Consider the following 20,811-nt stretch of genomic DNA (forward strand, 5'->3'; position numbering starts at 1 on the left):
GCGTCCCTGGCTCAGTAGCGGTATTCCACACCCACGTACGCGCCAATCCCGTCGCCGGGGTACAGCGCCGCGGTGTCCTGCCCCTGTACGTTATACGCCGGCTGCACCGCCGTGACGTACTTCTTGTCGGTCAGGTTCTTCAGGTCCAGCGAGACCTTCCACTTTTTGCTAGGGGCCTCGTAGCCGACGTTGGCGCCGTAGATGGTGTAGGAAGGCGCATAGAAGGTGTTGGCGTAGTCCACCGCCGTGCGCGAGCTCGATTGCACGTTGACGCCGGTGTAGAAGCCGCCGGGCTGCTGGTATTGCAGTTCGCCCTGGTAGACGTGCTTGGGAATGCCCGGCAGCTGGTTGTCGCCAAAGGTGGCGTCGTGGCGGTAGTGGAAGTCGCTGTAGGTGTACACCTGGCGGAAGTTGACCTTGTCGCCGTTGGCGCCTTGCCACAGTTGCGTGTTCAGGCCCGCCTCGATGCCCTGGTGAATGGTGGGCGAGGCGTTGAACGCGCCGGTGACCGCGGCGGCGGTGGAGGTGGCAGCGATCAACTGCACGTTGAGCAGTTCGTCGCGCAGCCAGGAGCGGTACAGCGTCAGGCTGCCATCGAAGGGCCCGGACGAGCCCTTGATGCCGAACTCCACGGTGTTGGCCTTCTGTTCCACCAGTGGCCGCACGTACGGCTGGGTAGGGCCGGAGCCGGAGTATTCCCAGTCGGCTGGCGGGTCGATGCTGCGGCTGACGTTGGCGAACACCTGCAGTTGCGGGGTGAGTTCATAGCGCAGGCCGAGGCGTGGGGCGAGGCTCCAGTTGTTGTAGTCCACCGAGCCTGGGTATTCGCTGGTGTTGGCCACCAAGGATGATTTCACGTCGACGTCGCGCTTGACGTTGATGGCCGACAGGCCGCTGGTCAGCCACAGGCCATCGGTCAGTTCCAGGTCGTTGCCCAGGGCGAACACGCGGTCGAACGAGCCGTTGTAGTCGACGAACTTGCGGCTGGCCTTGTTGGCGAAGGTGGAGTCCACCTGGCCGCGGATGTGGTCAGTGGTGGTGAAGGACAGGCTGGAGCGGGTCTGGTGGCCCAGCAACTCGTCGCTGCGCTCGTAGTCGAGCAGCGCGCTCAGGTCGGTCCACTCCCAGTAGCTGGGGTTGGTGGGGCTGTTCGGGCTGTTGTGGTGGTTGTACTTGTAGTAGGTGAAGCCCACGGCCAGGGTCGAGTCGTCGTCGAAGGTGTAGGTGGTCTTGCTGTCGGCCCACAGGCTGCCCGGGCGGCGGCTGCCGGCGCCGCTGGACGCCGCGGTGGCGCTGGCCTGGGACGGGTGGTGCAGCACCTGGGAGAGGGTGGTGGGGCTGGGGTCGTCGTGGAACTCGTCGCGGTAGCGCAGCAGCAACTCGGTCTTCAGGTTCGGGTTGATCTGGTAGCCGAAGTTGGCCACCACGCCCTGGCTCTTGGCCAGGCTGTAGTCGCGGTAGCCGTCGTTGCGGTAGTTGTCGACGTTGATGTAGTAGTCCAGCGGCCCTTCGACGCCGCCGTAGCTGGCGCTCTGCTTGTTGTAGCCGTAGCTGCCGGTTTCCGCGCGCACGCGCAGGCCGGGGGCGGTGTAGCCGGTCTGGTTGACGAAGTTGATCGCCCCGCCCAGGCTCAGCGCCCCGTACTGGAACGCGTTGGCGCCGCGCAGTATCTCGGTGTAGTTCACCCCGGCGCCGCCCAGCAGTTCATAGGGCGTGCCGCCGGGACCGGTGATGGGCAGGCCGTCGAAGAGGAACTTGATGCCCTCGCGGAAATAGCCTGGCGAGGTGTTGGCGCCCGAGCCGCGAATGGAAATCTTCGCCGCGTCGGTGCCGCCGGTGGACTGCACGAACACGCCGGGCTGGTAGGCGAGGGTGTCCTGCAGGGTGGCGGTGCGGCCCTTGGCCACGTCCTCGCTGTCGACCACGCTGGTGCCGCCTGGCACTTCGTCCAGCTGGCTCTTGGCGGCCTGCACCGGGGTCTGTTTCTTGACCTCCACGGTCACGGTCTTGAGCTGCGGCGTGGTGGCGTCGTCGGCGTGCGCAGTGTTGGCCAGCATCAGCGCCGAGCCTAGCCCCAGGGTGGCCAGGCGAATGGCCCGGGCCAGTTGGTGTGATTCTCCCCATGAAACCGAATGCATAAAGTCGTCCTGCTGAATAGATGATTGGGCTCAGCTTTCTATTCGTATAGTCATGCTTGGTAGGTGAATGGCATTTTTTATGCCAATTCGTTTGGCGTGGTTTTTCGCGAGGATTAGGCGAGTGCAGAGGTGGGGAGCTGTTGATAGGGCCGGGTTGTGTGGAAGCGCTGTTGTTCGCTGAACAGCCGGACACATGCCGCAAGCAGTGCCACGGTTGCCCGCCGGCCGGCGCTGCTTCATTATCGGCTTCTTATAACGATGAACACCGTGGCCGCAGGAGTGAGCATGAGCACGCAGTCTTCAACCCCTAACCAGGTGCCAGCCCGCCTGGCGCAAATCCGCGCGGTGATGGCCCGCGAAGGCGTCGATGCGCTGCTGGTGCCATCCGCCGACCCGCACCTGTCCGAGTACCTGCCCGGCTACTGGCAGGGGCGCCAGTGGCTGTCCGGCTTCCATGGTTCGGTGGGTACCCTGGTGGTCAGCCAGCAGTTCGCCGGCCTGTGGGCCGACAGCCGTTACTGGGAGCAGGCCGAGAAGGAACTGGCGGGCAGCGGCATCGAACTGGTGAAACTGGGGCCGGGCAAGCCGGGGCCGCTGGAGTGGCTGGCCGACAACACCCCGGACAACGGCACGGCGGCGGTGGACGGCGCGGTCATGGCCCTGGCTTCGCGCCGCACCTTGGACGAAAAGCTGCGCAGCCGCGGCGCCACCTTGCGTATCGACCGTGACCTGCTGGGCGAGATCTGGCACGACCGCGAGGCTCTGCCGGCTGCGCCGGTGTATGCGCACCTGCCGCCCTACGCCACGGTCGCGCGCACCGACAAGCTCGCTGGCGTGCGTGCAGAGATGAAGGCGCGTGGCGCCGACTGGCACTTCATCGCCACGGTCGATGACATCGCCTGGCTGTTCAACCTGCGCGGCAGCGACGTGTCCTACAACCCGGTGTTCCTGTCGTTCGCGCTGATCAGCCAGGACCAGGCTTTGCTGTTCGTCGGCGCCGGCAAGGTGGACGCCGAGCTGGCGCGCACCCTGGCCGCGGAAGGCGTGACCCTGCGTGACTACCACGACGTGGGTGGCGCCCTGGCCGAAGTGCCGGCCGGCGCGCGCCTGCTGGTCGACCCGCTGAAGGTGACCTGTGGCCTGCTGGACAACCTGGGCGCCGAGGTGGTGCTGGTGGAGGGCATTGCGCCGAGCACCTTCGCCAAGTCGCGCAAGAGCGAGGCCGACGCGGTGCATATTCGCCAGGCCATGGAGCAGGACGGCGCGGCCTTGTGCGAGTTCTTCGCCTGGCTGGAGCCGGCATTGGCCCAGGGCACGGTCACCGAAGTGGACGTCGACACCCACCTCACCGCCGCCCGTGCCCGCCGCCCGAACTATGTTTCGCTGAGCTTCGCCACCATTGCCGCGTTCAACGCCAACGGCGCCATGCCGCACTACCGCGCCACGGATGAATCCCACGCCGTCATCCAGGGCGATGGCCTGCTGCTGATCGACTCCGGCGGCCAGTACCTGGGCGGCACCACCGACATCACCCGCATGGTGCCGGTCGGCACACCTACCACCGCGCAGAAGGCGGATTGCACGCGGGTGCTCAAGGGCGTCATCGCCCTGTCCCGCGCGCGCTTCCCCAAGGGCATCCTGTCGCCACTGCTGGACGCCATCGCCCGTGCGCCGATCTGGGCCGACAACGTCGACTACGGTCACGGCACCGGCCATGGCGTGGGCTACTTCATGAACGTGCACGAAGGCCCGCAGGTCATCGCCTACCAGGCGGCGCCAGGCCCGCAGACGGCCATGCAGGCCGGCATGATCACCTCGATCGAACCGGGCACCTACCGTCCGGGCCAGTGGGGCGTGCGTATCGAGAACCTGGCGATGAACCAGGACGCGGGCAGCAGCGAGTTCGGCGAATTCCTCAAGTTCGAGACCTTGACCCTGTGCCCGATCGACACCCGCTGCCTGCTGGTGGAAAAACTGACGGCCGAGGAACGTGAGTGGCTGAACGCCTACCACCGCCAGGTGCTGGAGCGCGTCGGGCCGTTGGTGGAAGGCGCGGCGCTGGCGTGGCTGCAGGCCCGTACTGCGGCCGTTTGACCTGCGGCCGCTGCTACGCGAAACCCGTAGCAGCGGCCAAAGGCCGCGTCCTCCGCATCAATTGCGCAACAACGCCTCGCGCACAAACTCCAGCCGGTCCTGGCCAAAGTACAACTCATCGTCAACGAACAGGCTCGGCGCGCCAAACACCCCGCGCTGCAGCGCCTGCTCGGTGGTGTCCTTGAGCCGTTCCTTCACCGCTTCGTCCAGCACCAGCGCCTGCAACGCCTGGCTGTCAAAGCCATCGGCCTCCAGCACCTCTTGCACCACGGCCGGGTCGCCCAGGTTCAGCCCGCGTACCCACAGCGCCGAAAACAGGCAGTCCAGCAGGCTGAGAAAGCGCTCGGGCTGGCGCATCTGCACGCCGGTGACCATGCGCATAAGCGGTAGCGTGTTGATCGGGAAGTGGGCACTGAAGCGCAGCGGCACCTGATAACGCTCGGCGTAGCGCTGCAGGTCGCGGTTCATGTAGCGGCCCTTGGCCGGAATGCTCGCCGGCGACGCATTGCCGGTGGCCTTGAACACGCCACCCAGCAACATGGGGTGGTACACCAGCTGCCCGCCGGTCTCGGCGCACAACGCGGGCAACTGGGTCCAGGCCAGGTAGCTGGCGGGGCTGCCCAGGTCGAAGTAGAACTCAACGGTCTTGGTCATGATGGTGGCTCCCGGTGGGTAGAGGGTGAGTTACCAGCGTTCGCCCCAGGGGCGCAGGTCAAGCTCGAAGGTCCAGGCGTCCCGTGGCTGGGTGTGCAGGAACCAGTAGTTGTCGGCGATGTGCTCGGGGTTGAGGATGCCGTCCTGGTCTTTCTCGGCGTACTTTTCGGGGAACTGGGTGCGGATGAACTCGGTGTCGATGGCGCCGTCGACGATCACGTGGGCTACGTGCAGGTTCATGGGGCCCAGCTCGCGGGCCATGCTCTGGGCCAGGGCCCGCAGCGCGTGCTTGGCCCCGGCGAACGCGGCGAAATGGGCGGCGCCGCGAGTGCCGGCCGTTGCGCCGGTGAACAGCAGGGTGCCACGCTTGCGGGCGACCATGCGCTTGGCCACCTCGCGGGCCGTGAGGAACGCCGAGAAACAGGCCATTTCCCAGATCTTGAAATACTTGCGTGCGGTTTCGTCGAGGATGCTGCAGGGCACGTTGGCGCCGATGTTGAACACGTAGGCCTCGATGACGCCCACCTCGCGTTCTATGCGCGCCACCAGGTCGATGACGTCTTCCTCCTTGCGCGCATCGCAGCCATAGCCAATGGCCTGGCCGCCGTCGGCGCGGATGCTGTCTACCAGGGGTTGCAGCTTGTCGGCGCTGCGGCGTACCACGCAGGCGATATAGCCTTCGCGGGCGAAACGGCGGGCAATGGCGCCACCGGTGGCATCACCGGCGCCGATCACCAGCACGACTTTGTTGTTGTCGGAAGCAGAAGCCATGGGGCGGTTCCTTCGTTTGTCGATGGAACGATCCTAGGCGGGGACGTGCGGGCCGGCAACCAGTGGCCGGCCCTTTCTGAAGGGTGAATCCGCTATATCACAGGGCTACTTGCAGATGACGATCATGCTGCGGCTGGTGTAGCCGGCCGGGTTCAGGCCGAACGGGTAGTCGCCCGGGTCTTCGACCGCGTCGCCGGATTTGGCCAGCACCTTGTAGCCCTTGGTGCCGCAGGCGTCGGCCGCCGCCTGATAGCACTTGTCCCACGACGAGGACAGGCCCGAGCAGTTGATGTGCAACCCCTTCCTGCCGTGCTTGACGGAGGTGTGCGAAGTGGCAGCGCAACCGGCGATGGCCAGGATGGCTGCCATGATCAGCAAATGTTTCATTGATGTCCTTAGTGGCATGCCCGGATCTAGTGCCCAGGTCTGATTATCGGCTTATCACCTGACCCGCTTTGGACCTCCATGTCACGGTCGAAAAACTTCAAGTTTGTCGAAGGGTTACAGCCTAAAGGGGCTGGCCCTTTGCCGCAATTGCCAATGACGACTTTTCTGTATCGATTTTCACTTCAATCCGCCACCGGCGTAGGGTGCGGTTCGCGTTGCATGGTCAGGGTGGCGCCGATGGACGCGGTAATGATGGCCGCGATCGCCAGCCATTGGGCGAGCGACAGCACTTCGTGCAGGAACAGCAGGCCGGACAGCGCGCCAAACGCCGGTTCGATGCTCATCAGCGTGCCGAAGGTGCGCGCCGGCAACCGGGTGAGGGCCACCATCTCCAGGCTGTAGGGCAGGGCGGTCGACAACACCGCTACCCCCAGCGCCACGGGCAGCAGGGCAGGGGAGAGCAGCGCGCTACCTGCGTGCACGATACCGATGGGGGCGATGAACAGCGCGGCGATCACCACGCCCAGGGCTGCGGTCTGGATACCGTTGTCATTGCCGGCCTTCTGTCCGAACAGGATATACAGCGCCCAGCAGGCGCCGGCGCCCAGGGCGTAGGCAACGCCGGTCAGGTCGAGGCTGGCCTTGGCATCCCCCATGGGGATCAGCAGGATCAGGCCCAGCACGGCCAGCGCGATCCACACGAAGTCCAGCGGCCGGCGCGAGGCGTACAGCGCCACCGCCAACGGCCCGGTGAACTCCAGGGCCACGGCGATCCCCAGCGGCACGCTGCGCAGTGCCATATAGAAGAGGAAGTTCATCCCGCCCAGGGAAATGCCGTAGATGACCACGGTCAGCAGCGAGCGCGCCGTCAGCGTCGCACGCCAGGGGCGTAACAGCAGCACCATGATGACCGCAGCGAACATCAGCCGCAGGGTGGTCGTGCCCTGGGCGCCGATCACCGGGAACATGGTCTTGGCCAGCGACGCGCCAGACTGGATGGAGGCCATGGCAATCAGCAGCAGGCCGATGGGAAACAGCGAGGAGGCCAGGCTGCGGGTCTTGTTGTTCATCGCGGAGTGGGTCCGTCTATATAGAAGAAGGGATCAGGTGGGAGCATGATGGGGGGGAAATCGGGTTTGGGCAATATATTGCGCAGGGGGATGTCGTGAGATTGCATTAGGGCCGCCAGGTGCATGTCGTTGTTTTTCTGGCGCCCTTGAGATCGAGCGCCGCCCGCGCGGCGCATCGCGGGCAAGCCCGGCTCCTACATCTGTTTCGGGCCAGTCATGGCAGTGCCATCGTGGTGTCCGCCTTGTTGGTTCACTGCAGCTCTGCGTTGGTGCGACCAGGCGCAACACCTATCTATAGCGGGGCACGTTGCAACAGATGTAGGAGCCGGCCTTGGCCGCGATGCGCCGCGCGGGCGGCGCTCGATGTCGTGAGGCCTGAACCTCTCCCGACATGCACCTGGCGGCCCTGATACGGTGGGATGTGGGGAGGCTTTTGACTCTAAAGACAATTCCTCGAAATTAACCCTTGACCCGCCCCCAAATCTCTCTATAATTCGCCCCACTTCCGGCGCAACCGAAACGGAAAACTCCTTGAAACTCAACGAGTTAACCGAAGTAAGCAGCTCCGAAAGGTTTCGATCTTAACGTCGAAAGCGGTGAAGAAGGCAGTTGACAGCAACGCAAGTTGCTGTAGAATTCGCCTCCCGCTAACGAGAGATCGAAGCGAGCCAAGTGGTTGAAGTTGTTAGAGATTCTCTGAAAAACTTCAAAATAAACGCTTGACAGGCTCTGAGGAAAGCGTAAAATGCGCGCCTCGGTTGAGACGAAAGAATCAACCAACCGCTCTTTAACAATTGAATCAAGCAATTCGTGTGGGTGCTTGTGACTCAGACTGATAGTCAAAAAGATTATCAGCATCATAAGTTACTCCACGAGAAATCATGGTTTAACCAACGATTGCTGAGCCAAGTTTATAGGGTTTTCTCAAAACCCGATTGCAGTATTGAACTGAAGAGTTTGATCATGGCTCAGATTGAACGCTGGCGGCAGGCCTAACACATGCAAGTCGAGCGGATGAGAAGAGCTTGCTCTTCGATTCAGCGGCGGACGGGTGAGTAATGCCTAGGAATCTGCCTGGTAGTGGGGGACAACGTTTCGAAAGGAACGCTAATACCGCATACGTCCTACGGGAGAAAGCAGGGGACCTTCGGGCCTTGCGCTATCAGATGAGCCTAGGTCGGATTAGCTAGTTGGTGAGGTAATGGCTCACCAAGGCGACGATCCGTAACTGGTCTGAGAGGATGATCAGTCACACTGGAACTGAGACACGGTCCAGACTCCTACGGGAGGCAGCAGTGGGGAATATTGGACAATGGGCGAAAGCCTGATCCAGCCATGCCGCGTGTGTGAAGAAGGTCTTCGGATTGTAAAGCACTTTAAGGTGGGAGGAAGGGCAGTAAGCTAATACCTTGCTGTTTTGACGTTACCGCCAGAATAAGCACCGGCTAACTCTGTGCCAGCAGCCGCGGTAATACAGAGGGTGCAAGCGTTAATCGGAATTACTGGGCGTAAAGCGCGCGTAGGTGGTTTGTTAAGTTGGATGTGAAATCCCCGGGCTCAACCTGGGAACTGCATCCAAAACTGGCAAGCTAGAGTATGGTAGAGGGTAGTGGAATTTCCTGTGTAGCGGTGAAATGCGTAGATATAGGAAGGAACACCAGTGGCGAAGGCGACTACCTGGACTGATACTGACACTGAGGTGCGAAAGCGTGGGGAGCAAACAGGATTAGATACCCTGGTAGTCCACGCCGTAAACGATGTCAACTAGCCGTTGGGGACCTTGAGTCTTTAGTGGCGCAGCTAACGCATTAAGTTGACCGCCTGGGGAGTACGGCCGCAAGGTTAAAACTCAAATGAATTGACGGGGGCCCGCACAAGCGGTGGAGCATGTGGTTTAATTCGAAGCAACGCGAAGAACCTTACCAGGCCTTGACATCCAATGAACTTTCCAGAGATGGATTGGTGCCTTCGGGAACATTGAGACAGGTGCTGCATGGCTGTCGTCAGCTCGTGTCGTGAGATGTTGGGTTAAGTCCCGTAACGAGCGCAACCCTTGTCCTTAGTTACCAGCACGTTATGGTGGGCACTCTAAGGAGACTGCCGGTGACAAACCGGAGGAAGGTGGGGATGACGTCAAGTCATCATGGCCCTTACGGCCTGGGCTACACACGTGCTACAATGGTCGGTACAGAGGGTTGCCAAGCCGCGAGGTGGAGCTAATCTCACAAAACCGATCGTAGTCCGGATCGCAGTCTGCAACTCGACTGCGTGAAGTCGGAATCGCTAGTAATCGCGAATCAGAATGTCGCGGTGAATACGTTCCCGGGCCTTGTACACACCGCCCGTCACACCATGGGAGTGGGTTGCACCAGAAGTAGCTAGTCTAACCTTCGGGGGGACGGTTACCACGGTGTGATTCATGACTGGGGTGAAGTCGTAACAAGGTAGCCGTAGGGGAACCTGCGGCTGGATCACCTCCTTAATCGACGACATCAGCTGTATCATGAGCTCCCACACGAATTGCTTGATTCATTGAAGAAGACGATATCGGTAACAGCTCTTAACTGGGTCTGTAGCTCAGTTGGTTAGAGCGCACCCCTGATAAGGGTGAGGTCGGCAGTTCGAATCTGCCCAGACCCACCAGTTTCTTGTTGGGGCCATAGCTCAGCTGGGAGAGCGCCTGCCTTGCACGCAGGAGGTCAGCGGTTCGATCCCGCTTGGCTCCACCACCTACCGACAAAGCTTAGAAATGAGCATTCGCATCGAATGTTGATTTCTGAACTTTATCAGAATCGTTCTTTAAAAATTTGGGTATGTGATAGAAAGATAGACTGGATAGCACTTTCACTGGTGTTTATTCAGGCTAAGGTAAAATTTGTGATTGTATTGCAAATTTTCGGCGAATGTCGTCTTCACAGTATAACCAGATTGCTTGGGGTTATATGGTCAAGTGAAGAAGCGCATACGGTGGATGCCTTGGCAGTCAGAGGCGATGAAAGACGTGGTAGCCTGCGAAAAGCTTCGGGGAGTCGGCAAACAGACTGTGATCCGGAGATGTCTGAATGGGGGAACCCAGCCATCATAAGATGGTTATCTTGTACTGAATACATAGGTGCAAGAGGCGAACCAGGGGAACTGAAACATCTAAGTACCCTGAGGAAAAGAAATCAACCGAGATTCCCTTAGTAGTGGCGAGCGAACGGGGACCAGCCCTTAAGTGGCTTTGAGATTAGCGGAACGCTCTGGAAAGTGCGGCCATAGTGGGTGATAGCCCTGTACGCGAAAATCTCTTAGTCATGAAATCGAGTAGGACGGAGCACGAGAAACTTTGTCTGAATATGGGGGGACCATCCTCCAAGGCTAAATACTACTGACTGACCGATAGTGAACTAGTACCGTGAGGGAAAGGCGAAAAGAACCCCGGAGAGGGGAGTGAAATAGATCCTGAAACCGTATGCGTACAAGCAGTGGGAGCAGACTTGTTCTGTGACTGCGTACCTTTTGTATAATGGGTCAGCGACTTATATTCAGTGGCGAGCTTAACCGAATAGGGGAGGCGTAGCGAAAGCGAGTCTTAATAGGGCGTTTAGTCGCTGGGTATAGACCCGAAACCGGGCGATCTATCCATGGGCAGGTTGAAGGTTAGGTAACACTGACTGGAGGACCGAACCGACTACCGTTGAAAAGTTAGCGGATGACCTGTGGATCGGAGTGAAAGGCTAATCAAGCTCGGAGATAGCTGGTTCTCCTCGAAAGCTATTTAGGTAGCGCCTCATGTATCACTGTAGGGGGTAGAGCACTGTTTCGGCTAGGGGGTCATCCCGACTTACCAAACCGATGCAAACTCCGAATACCTACAAGTGCCGAGCATGGGAGACACACGGCGGGTGCTAACGTCCGTCGTGAAAAGGGAAACAACCCAGACCGTCAGCTAAGGTCCCAAAGTCATGGTTAAGTGGGAAACGATGTGGGAAGGCTTAGACAGCTAGGAGGTTGGCTTAGAAGCAGCCACCCTTTAAAGAAAGCGTAATAGCTCACTAGTCGAGTCGGCCTGCGCGGAAGATGTAACGGGGCTCAAACCATGCACCGAAGCTACGGGTATCACCTTTGGGTGATGCGGTAGAGGAGCGTTCTGTAAGCCTGTGAAGGTGAGTTGAGAAGCTTGCTGGAGGTATCAGAAGTGCGAATGCTGACATGAGTAACGACAATGGGTGTGAAAAACACCCACGCCGAAAGACCAAGGTTTCCTGCGCAACGTTAATCGACGCAGGGTTAGTCGGTCCCTAAGGCGAGGCTGAAAAGCGTAGTCGATGGAAAACAGGTTAATATTCCTGTACTTCCGGTTATTGCGATGGAGGGACGGAGAAGGCTAGGCCAGCTTGGCGTTGGTTGTCCAAGTTTAAGGTGGTAGGCTGGAATCTTAGGTAAATCCGGGATTCTAAGGCCGAGAGCTGATGACGAGTTGCCTTTAGGCGACGAAGTGGTTGATGCCATGCTTCCAAGAAAAGCTTCTAAGCTTCAGATAACCGGGAACCGTACCCCAAACCGACACAGGTGGTTGGGTAGAGAATACCAAGGCGCTTGAGAGAACTCGGGTGAAGGAACTAGGCAAAATGGCACCGTAACTTCGGGAGAAGGTGCGCCGGTGAGGGTGAAGGACTTGCTCCGTAAGCCCATGCCGGTCGAAGATACCAGGCCGCTGCGACTGTTTATTAAAAACACAGCACTCTGCAAACACGAAAGTGGACGTATAGGGTGTGACGCCTGCCCGGTGCCGGAAGGTTAATTGATGGGGTTAGCTAACGCGAAGCTCTTGATCGAAGCCCCGGTAAACGGCGGCCGTAACTATAACGGTCCTAAGGTAGCGAAATTCCTTGTCGGGTAAGTTCCGACCTGCACGAATGGCGTAACGATGGCGGCGCTGTCTCCACCCGAGACTCAGTGAAATTGAAATCGCTGTGAAGATGCAGTGTATCCGCGGCTAGACGGAAAGACCCCGTGAACCTTTACTATAGCTTTGCACTGGACTTTGAATTTGCTTGTGTAGGATAGGTGGGAGGCTTTGAAGCGTGGACGCCAGTTCGCGTGGAGCCATCCTTGAAATACCACCCTGGCAACTTTGAGGTTCTAACTCAGGTCCGTTATCCGGATCGAGGACAGTGTATGGTGGGTAGTTTGACTGGGGCGGTCTCCTCCTAAAGAGTAACGGAGGAGTACGAAGGTGCGCTCAGACCGGTCGGAAATCGGTCGTAGAGTATAAAGGCAAAAGCGCGCTTGACTGCGAGACAGACACGTCGAGCAGGTACGAAAGTAGGTCTTAGTGATCCGGTGGTTCTGTATGGAAGGGCCATCGCTCAACGGATAAAAGGTACTCCGGGGATAACAGGCTGATACCGCCCAAGAGTTCATATCGACGGCGGTGTTTGGCACCTCGATGTCGGCTCATCACATCCTGGGGCTGAAGCCGGTCCCAAGGGTATGGCTGTTCGCCATTTAAAGTGGTACGCGAGCTGGGTTTAGAACGTCGTGAGACAGTTCGGTCCCTATCTGCCGTGGACGTTTGAGATTTGAGAGGGGCTGCTCCTAGTACGAGAGGACCGGAGTGGACGAACCTCTGGTGTTCCGGTTGTCACGCCAGTGGCATTGCCGGGTAGCTATGTTCGGAAAAGATAACCGCTGAAAGCATCTAAGCGGGAAACTTGCCTCAAGATGAGATCTCACTGGAACCTTGAGTTCCCTAAAGGGCCGTCGAAGACTACGACGTTGATAGGTTGGGTGTGTAAGCGCTGTGAGGCGTTGAGCTAACCAATACTAATTGCCCGTGAGGCTTGACCATATAACACCCAAGCAATTTGCGTCGAACGACCAGATTGCGGTGTTGTGAAGATGATACGAACCGAAAGTTTGCATTTCACAAATACCATCACATACCCGATTCGCTGGAATGCCTCCCAAAGGGCATCCTGGCTACAGAATTTCTTGACGACCATAGAGCATTGGAACCACCTGATCCCATCCCGAACTCAGCAGTGAAACGATGCATCGCCGATGGTAGTGTGGGGTTTCCCCATGTGAGAGTAGGTCATCGTCAAGATTAAATTCCGAAACCCCCATCTGCGAAGGCAGGTGGGGGTTTTGTCTTTTCTGGCGTTCAATAATATTTCCGGCAACCTCGGACGCGGCCTGTGGCCGCTGCTACGTGCGGTGTACCTGACATGGCGCCCACGTGCCCCCGTAGCAGCGCCCAAAGGCCGCGTCCAAAGCCCCCGCGTAACGCACCCCTGCAAACCAAAGGTACAAAAAAGCCACCCGGTGGGTGGCTTGTGCAACGCTTTACTCAGGCCCTGAACCGCGCCACCAACCCCGTCAGCTCCTCCGCCAACGTGGTCATCTGCCGGCTTGCCGCGCTGGTACGGGTCGCCCCCTCCGATGACTGCAACGACAAATTGCGGATATTGATCAGGTTGCTGTCCACTTCCCGCGCCACGTGGGATTGTTCCTGGGCTGCGCTGGCAATCACCAGGTTGCGTTCGTTGATCTCGCTGATGGCGCTGTAGATCTGCTCCAGCACCTCTCCGCACGCCTGGGTCAAGGTGAGGTTTACCTGGGCTTTCTCGGTGCTCGAACGCATGGAGTTCACCGCTGCCTCGGTCCCGGTCTGCAACCGTACGATCATCTGTTCGATTTCACGCGTGGATTCCTGGGTGCGGTGGGCGAGGGTGCGCACCTCGTCCGCCACCACCGCGAAGCCACGGCCTGCTTCACCGGCGCGGGCCGCTTCGATGGCAGCGTTCAGCGCGAGCAGGTTGGTCTGTTCGGACACCGCGCGGATCACGTCCAGCACCTTGCCAATTTCCCGCGTCTCGCCAGCCAGTTGCTGGATCAACTCGGCGCTGCCCTGAATGTCGGCGGCCATGGCGTGGGTGCCGTCAATGGTGTCCTGCACCTGCTGGCGGCTCTGATGGGAAAGCGCGTTGGAGGCCTCCGCCGCCTGGGAGGTCGACACCGCGTTGCGCGCCACTTCTTCCACCGCCGTAGTCATTTCGGTCACGGCGGTGGCTGCCTGCTCCAGTTCCTGGTCCTGCTGCTGCACGCCGCGGTTCGATTCCTCGGTGACCGTGGTCAACTGTTGCGCGGCATCGGCCAGTTGCTGGGCCGAGGCGCTGATATGGGCGATGGTCTGGCGCTGGCTGTCCTGCATGCGGCTCAGTTCGGCAAACAGCTCGCCAATCTCGTTGCGGCTGCTCACCACGATGGGCTCACGCAGGTCGCCAGCGGCGATGCGCTTGAAGTGTTGCCCAGCCAGGCTGAGAGGGCGCAGCACCCGTGCGGCGATAAAGGTCCAGCAACTGGCGGCCAGCAGCAAGGTAATCACCAGCAGCAACACGGCCATGGTCTTGGCCTGCTGCAAGCGCGAATCGGTCAGCACCATCAAGGCCTCGCTGCGGTCATTGAGCGCCTTCATCAATGCGTTGCGCTGCTCCTGCAACGCGCCCATGGCGGAAGCCGCCTGCTGGTTCACGGTGAAATAGGCGCCCAGGTCGCCGGCGCGGGCGGCAGCGCGTTGGCCTTCGATGGTTTTGCCGTAGGCCACGAAGGATTGCTCCAGCTGCAGTCCCAGCGCGGTGTTCTGCGGTTCCAGGGTCTGGCCGAAATGGTCGACCAGTTGCGCCGACTGTTGCCAGATCTCCTCGGAGCGCGCCAGGCGGGTGGTGGACGCTTCGTGCTGGCCACCCAGGTTTTCCAGGAAAGCCGAAGACACGTTGGCGCTGGTACGGATGGCCAGCAGCAGGGCGTTGTTCAAGCGGTCTGCCTGCAACGCGGTGCGGTGCAATTCCTGCACCTGGGCGTCGCTCTGCTCGGCGTTGCGCCAGGCGCTCACAGTGGAAAACAGCAGGGCAGACACGAAGAGGGCCAGGATGCCGCACATGCTAGTGCGAATGCTGAGGTGACGAAACATGCGATCAACTCCAGGGATCGAGAGCGGGCGCGGACTCTTCACTCATCCCGGAAGGGGGAGACAAGCGCATCTGGATTGTTTTTGTCAGATTGATCCGCTGTCCTTTATATCGATAGCATGTGGCCACTCTTTAGGTCGGCCAGCCGGGTAGTGGGCGATAACCGGCCAAAACTGCGACAGATTGCCGCGCAACGGGCATAAAAAAACCACCCGCAGGTGGTTTTTCAACAACGGTATTAATCAGTCGCCGTAGTACTCGCAGCCGCTGGTGCAGGTCTCGTGGATGCGCACCTTCGACAGTTCCGGCAGCAACGGCTTCACCTGTTGCCAGATCCACTTGGCCAACACTTCGCTGGTCGGGTTTTCCAGGCCAGGGATGTCGTTCAGGTAGTTGTGGTCCAGTTGCTCGTACAGCGGCTTGAAGATCGCCTTGATTTCCGAGAAGTCGCGAATCCAACCGGTGTGCGGGTCAACCGGGCCGGTCAGGTGCAGCGCAACCTTGAACGAGTGGCCATGCAGGCGGCCGCATTTATGCCCTTCAGGGACATGTGGCAGGCGGTGAGCCGATTCGAACGTAAACTCTTTAAAAATTTCCACGTGTCTAAAACCCGAAAAGCCAATGCAATCACCTAGTCTACCAGTAACCTGACCCGGGTGTCAGAGGGGCTGCAGCACATCACCCAGCCGGCCCGTCTCCACCAGCTCCAGGAACTCGTCGCCCAGGCGCTGGCTTTCAGCCATGGCGGTGCGCCAGTAGGCCTGGCGTGCCTCGTCCTGCCCCATGAAACGCTTGAAGTCACTGCGGTCGGGCAGCTTGCCGTAGGGCAGGCCGGCCAGGTACTGCGGCGACGGCGCCAGCAACACCACGTTGCGCAAGCGCTGGGCATCGCCGCGCCGCCAGGGCAGGGTCTTGTCGAACCAGCCGGGGATGACCTTGTCGGTGAAGTGCGGGTACAGCACCAGGTCGTCGCCGCTGTAGGGCAGGTCCAGGTGATAGTCCAGCAAGCCGCCGTCGCGGAAGGTGCCGGGCCCGGCCCCCGGAATGTCACGCACGCCCTCCATCACCATGGGAATCGAGCCCGACGCCAGCAACGCCTGGCGCAGGTTGCCGGTGTTCAAGGGCAGGCAGCGCGAGGGGAAATCGGTCAGCGCGTGCAGTGGCGGCGCCAGGCGCTGGTCATGCAGGATCACCCGCTCGAAATGCCGGGACAGGCGCGCGCGGCCCAGCAGGTTGTCGGCGATCACCGAGCCCAGGCCCAGCCCCAGGTGGCCGCGGTGGTCATGGGCCAGGCGGCCGTGGCTACGCACCACCATCACGTTGAGGCGGTAATGGGCGTTGTCGAGGATGCGCGCGTCCTGGCCGGCCAGCAGTTCATCGAGCATGCGGTGGCAGCTGTGGCTGACCTCGGCCATGGTCACGCCCTTGGCGAAGCTCTGCTCGTTATAAAGGCGCCCCAGCAGGCGCAGGCCTTGCACCGGGTCGGGCAGGCAGGCGCTGGCGAAACGCCAGGAACCGATGGACGCGCCGATCAGCGAGCGCTCGCGCACCGCCCGGGGCAGCCAGTCACCGAACAGCGCCAGGTCCAGCCCCTGTATGCCCAACGCCTTGGGGCCGCCCGCGGCGCCCGGCAGGATGCCGACGTCTGCGGGCTGCAGGCCGCGCTGGCGAATCCGCGCCATGGCCTGGGTGCCGGCCTTGATGCACAGGGAAGGGGACTTGATGTGGATGGCGCTCATGGGAACCTCGTGACGGACGCCGAAATTTACCCCGCGTGGCGAGTGCATGCAAACGCGCAACCCCGCGAAACGTCCTACATAACTCGTTGCCTTTGCCCTGCCGACACGCTTCCCTTCGTCCGCTACCATGATGGCCATTCAATTTCAGTTTCAATTAAGTTGTTCCGGTTAGCCTCTGCTCCGTACACACTTGACTGATAACGGAGCCGCCCATGAACCATTTCACTGCCTTCACCGCCGCCATCACCCTGGGCCTTTGCGCCACTGCCACCCAGGCCCGTGACCTGGGCCCCGACGAGGCACTGCGCCTGCGCGACGCCGGCACCATCCAGTCGTTCGAGAAGCTCAACGCCGCCGCCATCGGCCGCCACCCCGGCGCCACGGTCAAGGAGACCGAGCTTGAGGAGTCCTACGGCAAGCACCTGTATCAGGTTGAACTGCGCGACGCCAAGGGCGTCGAATGGGACCTCGAACTGGACGCCGCCACCGGCGAAATCCTCAAGGACCACCAGGACACCTGATGAACGTGATGACCCGGCCAGGCCTGCTGTTGGCCCTGGCCGCCTGCTGTACCTTCGCCCACGCCCATGACCTGAGCCAGGATGAAGCCTTGCGGCTGCGCCAGGCCGGCGTCATCCTGCCCCTGGAACAGCTGCTGGAGAAAGCGCTGCAGCGCTACCCGGGGGCCAAGCTGCTGCAGGCCGAGCTGGAAGAAGATGACGGCGTGTATACCTACGAAGTGGAACTGCTGACCCGCGACGGCGTGGTGCGCGAGATCGAGCTGGAGGCGGCCACCGGCCACCTGCGCAAGGATGAGGAAGACGACTGATGCGCCTGCTGCTGGTTGAAGACAACGTGCCACTGGCCGACGAGCTGGCCGCCGGCCTCAAGGCCCAGGGTTACGCCGTGGACTGGCTGGCTGACGGCCGCGACGCTGCCTACCAGGGCGCGGTCGAGCCCTATGACCTGATCATCCTCGACCTGGGCCTGCCCGGCTTGCCCGGCCTTGATGTATTGGCGCAATGGCGCGCGGCGCGGCAGGCCACCCCGGTGTTGATTCTCACGGCGCGGGGCTCGTGGGCCGAACGCATCGAAGGCCTGAAGGCCGGCGCCGACGACTACCTGACCAAGCCGTTTCACCCCGAGGAACTGCACCTGCGGGTGCAGGGGCTGCTGCGCCGCGCCCGCGGCCTGAGCAACCAGCCCACGCTGCAGGCCGCCGGCTTGCAACTGGACGAGGGCCGCCAGTGCGTGAACCAGGCGGGGGCAGAGGTGCAACTGACGGCAGCGGAGTTTCGCCTGTTGCGCTATTTCATGCTGCACCCCGGGCAGATCCTCTCCAAGGGCCACCTGGCCGAGCACCTGTATGACGGCGAGACCGAGCGCGACTCCAACGTGCTGGAAGTGCACGTCAACCACCTGCGCCGCAAGCTGGGCCGCGCCGTGATCGAAACCCGCCGTGGCCAGGGCTACCTGTTCGGCGCCGGCGGCGGATGAAGTCGATCCAGGGGCGCCTCAGCGTCGGGCTCATCAGCGTGCTGGTGGTGGTCGGCGTGGCGGTGGCGCAGTTGAGCCTGTGGCTGTTCGAAGTGGGCTTGCAACGCTACCTGGAGGCAGGCCTGCGCAATGAAAGCGAGAGCCTGCTGGTGGCCCTGGTGCGCGGCCCCAGTGGCCTGCAGCTGGACGACCGGCGCATTTCGCCTGCCTACGAGCGGCCGTTCTCCGGCCACTATTTCCGTGTCGACTTTCCCGACAGCCACTGGCGCTCCCGCTCGCTCTGGGATCAGGAATTTGCCCAGCCCGAGGCGCCGGGGCTGCACGCCAACCTGACCCTGGGCCCCGAGGGCCAACTGCTGCTGGTGCTGCGCTCGGACTACAAGCGCCTGGGCCAGTCGCTGTCCATCAGCGTGGCCCAGGACTACACGCCGGTGCGCGCCAGCTTCCAGCGCATGCAGCAGATCGGCTTGGCCATGGGCCTGGGGGCGCTGCTGCTGATCCTGGTGCTGCAACGGGTCACGGTAAAACGGGCGCTGCGGCCGCTGGAGCGTGCGCGCGAACAGATCGCCCAGCTGCAGCAGGGCCAGCGCTCGCAACTCGACACCCAGGTGCCGCTGGAGCTGGAACCCCTGGTGGCGCAGATCAACCACCTGCTGGCTCATACCGAAGACAGCCTGCGCCGCTCACGGCATGCCCTGGGCAACCTGGGGCATGCGCTGAAGACGCCGATGGCGGTGCTGTTCAGCCTGGTGGCGGGGGAACGCCTGGCGGCCCACCCCGAACTGGCCAGGGCGCTGCGCGAACAGCTGGAGCAGATCGAGCAGCGCCTGGGCCGCGAGCTCAACCGCGCGCGCCTGGCCGGCGATGCCTTGCCCGGCGAGCTGTTCGACTGCGCCACCGAGCTGCCTGGCCTACTGGCCACCCTGCGCATGATTCATGGCCAGGAGTTGCTCATCAGCTGCAGCCAGCCGCCGGGCCTCAAGCTGCCGTGGGACCGCGAGGACCTGCTGGAAGTGCTGGGCAACCTGCTGGACAACGCCTGCAAGTGGGCCGATAGCGAGGTGCGCCTGACCCTCACCAGCAGCCCGCGCGGCTATGTGCTGGAGGTGGACGACGACGGCCCCGGCATCCCCCAGGCCCAGCGCGACGCGGTGCTGAACCGCGGTTCGCGGCTGGACGAGCAGGTCAGTGGCCACGGCCTGGGCCTGGGCATCGTCCGCGACATCGTCGACGCCTGGGGCGGCACCCTGGCGTTGCTCGCCAGCCCCCAGGGCGGCCTGCGCGTGCGCATCGGCCTGCCCCGGCGCAGCGCCTGAATTCTCGCCGCGATCCGTTGCCTAACACCTGTGCGGCCGTTGCCGCACCGCGTGACCTGACATGGACCGGACATGAACGAAACCCTGCTGCAACACAAGGCACTGATGGTGCTGCTGACCCTGGTCACCCTGGCGTTCATCTGGATCATGCTGCCCTTCTACGGGGCGATCTTCTGGGCCGTCATCCTCGGCATCGTCTTCGCGCCGCTGCAGCGGCGCCTCAAGCTCAAATTCAACCGCAACCCCAACCTGGCCGCCCTGGCCACGCTGTTGATCTGCCTGGTAATCGCCATTATCCCGGTGATCATCGTCAGTGCGCTGCTGGTGCAGGAGGGCACCGGGCTGTACAAGAACATCGAAAGCGGTGAACTGGACATCGCCGGCTACATCACCCAATTCAAGCACGCCTTGCCAGCGTCGCTGCAACACCTGGCCGACCGCATGGGCATGGGCAACCTCGAAGGCCTGCGCGACAAGATCAGCAAATGGGCGATGCAGGGCAGCCAGTACCTGGCCTCCCAGGCCTTCAGCTTCGGCCAGGGTACCTTCGACTTCATCATCAGCTTCGGCATCATGCTGTACCTGCTGTTCTTCTTCCTGCGCGATGGCCCGGACCTGGTGCGCCGGGTGCGCAACGCCGTGCCCCTGGCCGAACAGCAGAAACGCCGGCTGCAGCTCAAGTTCAACCGCGTGGTACGCGCCACGGTGAAGGGCAACCTGCTGATGGCGGTGGTGCAGGGCGCCTTGGGCGGTCTGATCTTCTGGTTCCTCGACATCCCCAGCGCCTTGCTGTGGGCCGTTGTCATGGCCTTCATGTCGCTGCTGCCGGCCGTGGGCGCGGGCGTGGTGTGGGCGCCGGTGGCGGTGTTCTTCCTGCTCAATGGCGCCCTCTGGCAGGGCGCCTTGCTGACCGGCTACGGCCTGCTGGTGATCGGCATGGTCGACAACGTGCTGCGCCCCATCGTGGTGGGCAAGGACACGCGCATGCCCGACTACCTGATCCTGGTGTCGACCCTGGGCGGGTTGGCGGTGTTCGGGCTCAATGGCTTTGTCATCGGGCCATTGATTGCGGCACTGTTCATGTCCAGTTGGTCGATTTTCGTCGCCACCAAAAAACAGGTACGTTTGCCGCAGGATCCAGGAACTTCTGGGGTATCATGAGCAGGATCCAATTTTTTTGGCAGAGT

At 61.6% G+C, this 20,811-nt stretch carries 14 protein-coding genes, 2 tRNA genes, 3 rRNA genes and 1 pseudogene; 11 read left to right on the forward strand and 9 right to left on the reverse strand.

Features of this window, described 5'->3' with window-relative positions; translation table 11 throughout:
* Positions 1 to 11 precede the first annotated feature (11 nt).
* On the reverse strand, positions 12 to 2,138 hold the full coding sequence (locus tag AC0J42_RS11320; RefSeq protein ID WP_473006205.1) for a TonB-dependent receptor family protein: 2,127 nt from the start codon (positions 2,136 to 2,138) through the stop codon (positions 12 to 14).
* Positions 2,139 to 2,423: 285 nt separating this feature from the next.
* Between AC0J42_RS11320 and AC0J42_RS11325 the strand changes: the two genes are divergently transcribed.
* Positions 2,424 to 4,232: an aminopeptidase P family protein gene (locus AC0J42_RS11325; protein WP_473006206.1), complete on the forward strand. Its 1,809-nt coding sequence runs from the start codon at positions 2,424 to 2,426 to the stop codon at positions 4,230 to 4,232.
* A 57-nt stretch (positions 4,233 to 4,289) separates the two neighbouring features.
* On the opposite strand, the gene AC0J42_RS11330 is transcribed toward AC0J42_RS11325, so the two are convergent.
* The 4 genes from AC0J42_RS11330 to rhtA all read right to left on the reverse strand — a co-directional run bounded on the left by AC0J42_RS11330 (position 4,290) and on the right by rhtA (position 7,114).
* Positions 4,290 to 4,886, reverse strand: coding sequence for a 2-hydroxychromene-2-carboxylate isomerase (locus tag AC0J42_RS11330; RefSeq protein WP_416423652.1), 597 nt, complete (start codon positions 4,884 to 4,886; stop codon positions 4,290 to 4,292).
* Between the two features lie 30 nt (positions 4,887 to 4,916).
* The gene (locus tag AC0J42_RS11335) at positions 4,917 to 5,657 is read right to left on the reverse strand and encodes an SDR family oxidoreductase (protein WP_473006207.1); all 741 of its coding nucleotides are present in this window, start codon (positions 5,655 to 5,657) and stop codon (positions 4,917 to 4,919) included.
* A gap of 105 nt (positions 5,658 to 5,762) precedes the next feature.
* Entirely contained in the window at positions 5,763 to 6,044 is a 282-nt protein-coding gene (locus AC0J42_RS11340) for a hypothetical protein (protein ID WP_416423654.1), read from the reverse strand.
* A 182-nt stretch (positions 6,045 to 6,226) separates the two neighbouring features.
* The gene (rhtA, locus tag AC0J42_RS11345; protein WP_473006208.1) at positions 6,227 to 7,114 is read right to left on the reverse strand and encodes a threonine/homoserine exporter RhtA; all 888 of its coding nucleotides are present in this window, start codon (positions 7,112 to 7,114) and stop codon (positions 6,227 to 6,229) included.
* Positions 7,115 to 8,059: 945 nt separating this feature from the next.
* Here rhtA and AC0J42_RS11350 point away from each other — a divergent pair.
* The 5 genes from AC0J42_RS11350 (at position 8,060) to rrf (ending at position 13,208) form a co-directional block, all read left to right on the forward strand.
* Positions 8,060 to 9,596: ribosomal RNA gene (locus AC0J42_RS11350) — 16S ribosomal RNA — on the forward strand.
* An 84-nt stretch (positions 9,597 to 9,680) separates the two neighbouring features.
* Positions 9,681 to 9,757 (forward strand) — tRNA-Ile (locus AC0J42_RS11355).
* A gap of 10 nt (positions 9,758 to 9,767) precedes the next feature.
* Positions 9,768 to 9,843 (forward strand) — tRNA-Ala (locus AC0J42_RS11360).
* A 215-nt stretch (positions 9,844 to 10,058) separates the two neighbouring features.
* Positions 10,059 to 12,950: ribosomal RNA gene (locus AC0J42_RS11365) — 23S ribosomal RNA — on the forward strand.
* A 142-nt stretch (positions 12,951 to 13,092) separates the two neighbouring features.
* A 5S ribosomal RNA gene (gene rrf, locus AC0J42_RS11370) occupies positions 13,093 to 13,208 on the forward strand.
* Together the 16S, 23S and 5S rRNA genes with 2 tRNA genes alongside form the textbook arrangement of a ribosomal RNA operon.
* A gap of 243 nt (positions 13,209 to 13,451) precedes the next feature.
* Here rrf and AC0J42_RS11375 read toward each other — a convergent pair.
* From AC0J42_RS11375 to AC0J42_RS11390, 4 genes and pseudogenes are all read right to left on the reverse strand, one after another.
* Positions 13,452 to 14,315, reverse strand: coding sequence for a methyl-accepting chemotaxis protein (locus tag AC0J42_RS11375; protein WP_416427582.1), 864 nt, complete (start codon positions 14,313 to 14,315; stop codon positions 13,452 to 13,454).
* A 45-nt stretch (positions 14,316 to 14,360) separates the two neighbouring features.
* Positions 14,361 to 15,074: pseudogene (locus AC0J42_RS11380) on the reverse strand (Tar ligand binding domain-containing protein); the annotation flags it as partial.
* Positions 15,075 to 15,314: 240 nt separating this feature from the next.
* A complete protein-coding gene (gene queD / locus AC0J42_RS11385) occupies positions 15,315 to 15,671 on the reverse strand; it encodes a 6-carboxytetrahydropterin synthase QueD (RefSeq protein ID WP_416423656.1) in 357 nt (118 codons plus the stop codon).
* Positions 15,672 to 15,731: 60 nt separating this feature from the next.
* Positions 15,732 to 16,811 carry a patatin-like phospholipase domain-containing protein gene (locus AC0J42_RS11390; protein ID WP_473006209.1) on the reverse strand — a complete coding sequence of 360 codons (1,080 nt, stop codon included), beginning with the start codon at positions 16,809 to 16,811 and terminating at the stop codon, positions 15,732 to 15,734.
* A gap of 212 nt (positions 16,812 to 17,023) precedes the next feature.
* Between AC0J42_RS11390 and AC0J42_RS11395 the strand changes: the two genes are divergently transcribed.
* The 5 genes from AC0J42_RS11395 to AC0J42_RS11415 all read left to right on the forward strand — a co-directional run bounded on the left by AC0J42_RS11395 (position 17,024) and on the right by AC0J42_RS11415 (position 20,785).
* Positions 17,024 to 17,332 carry a PepSY domain-containing protein gene (locus AC0J42_RS11395; RefSeq protein WP_473006210.1) on the forward strand — a complete coding sequence of 103 codons (309 nt, stop codon included), beginning with the start codon at positions 17,024 to 17,026 and terminating at the stop codon, positions 17,330 to 17,332.
* Positions 17,332 to 17,640, forward strand: coding sequence for a PepSY domain-containing protein (locus AC0J42_RS11400; protein ID WP_416423659.1), 309 nt, complete (start codon positions 17,332 to 17,334; stop codon positions 17,638 to 17,640). The genes AC0J42_RS11395 and AC0J42_RS11400 overlap by 1 nt, the downstream gene beginning before the upstream one ends.
* The gene (locus AC0J42_RS11405; protein ID WP_416423660.1) at positions 17,640 to 18,308 is read left to right on the forward strand and encodes a response regulator transcription factor; all 669 of its coding nucleotides are present in this window, start codon (positions 17,640 to 17,642) and stop codon (positions 18,306 to 18,308) included. Before AC0J42_RS11400 ends, AC0J42_RS11405 begins: the two co-directional genes overlap by 1 nt.
* On the forward strand, positions 18,305 to 19,624 hold the full coding sequence (locus tag AC0J42_RS11410; RefSeq protein WP_416423661.1) for an ATP-binding protein: 1,320 nt from the start codon (positions 18,305 to 18,307) through the stop codon (positions 19,622 to 19,624). The genes AC0J42_RS11405 and AC0J42_RS11410 overlap by 4 nt, the downstream gene beginning before the upstream one ends.
* Positions 19,625 to 19,696: 72 nt before the next feature.
* On the forward strand, positions 19,697 to 20,785 hold the full coding sequence (locus AC0J42_RS11415; protein ID WP_416423662.1) for an AI-2E family transporter: 1,089 nt from the start codon (positions 19,697 to 19,699) through the stop codon (positions 20,783 to 20,785).
* The last annotated feature ends 26 nt before the right edge of the window (positions 20,786 to 20,811 follow it).

The sequence above is a fragment of the Pseudomonas sp. Tav-5-1A genome, from assembly GCF_055755055.1.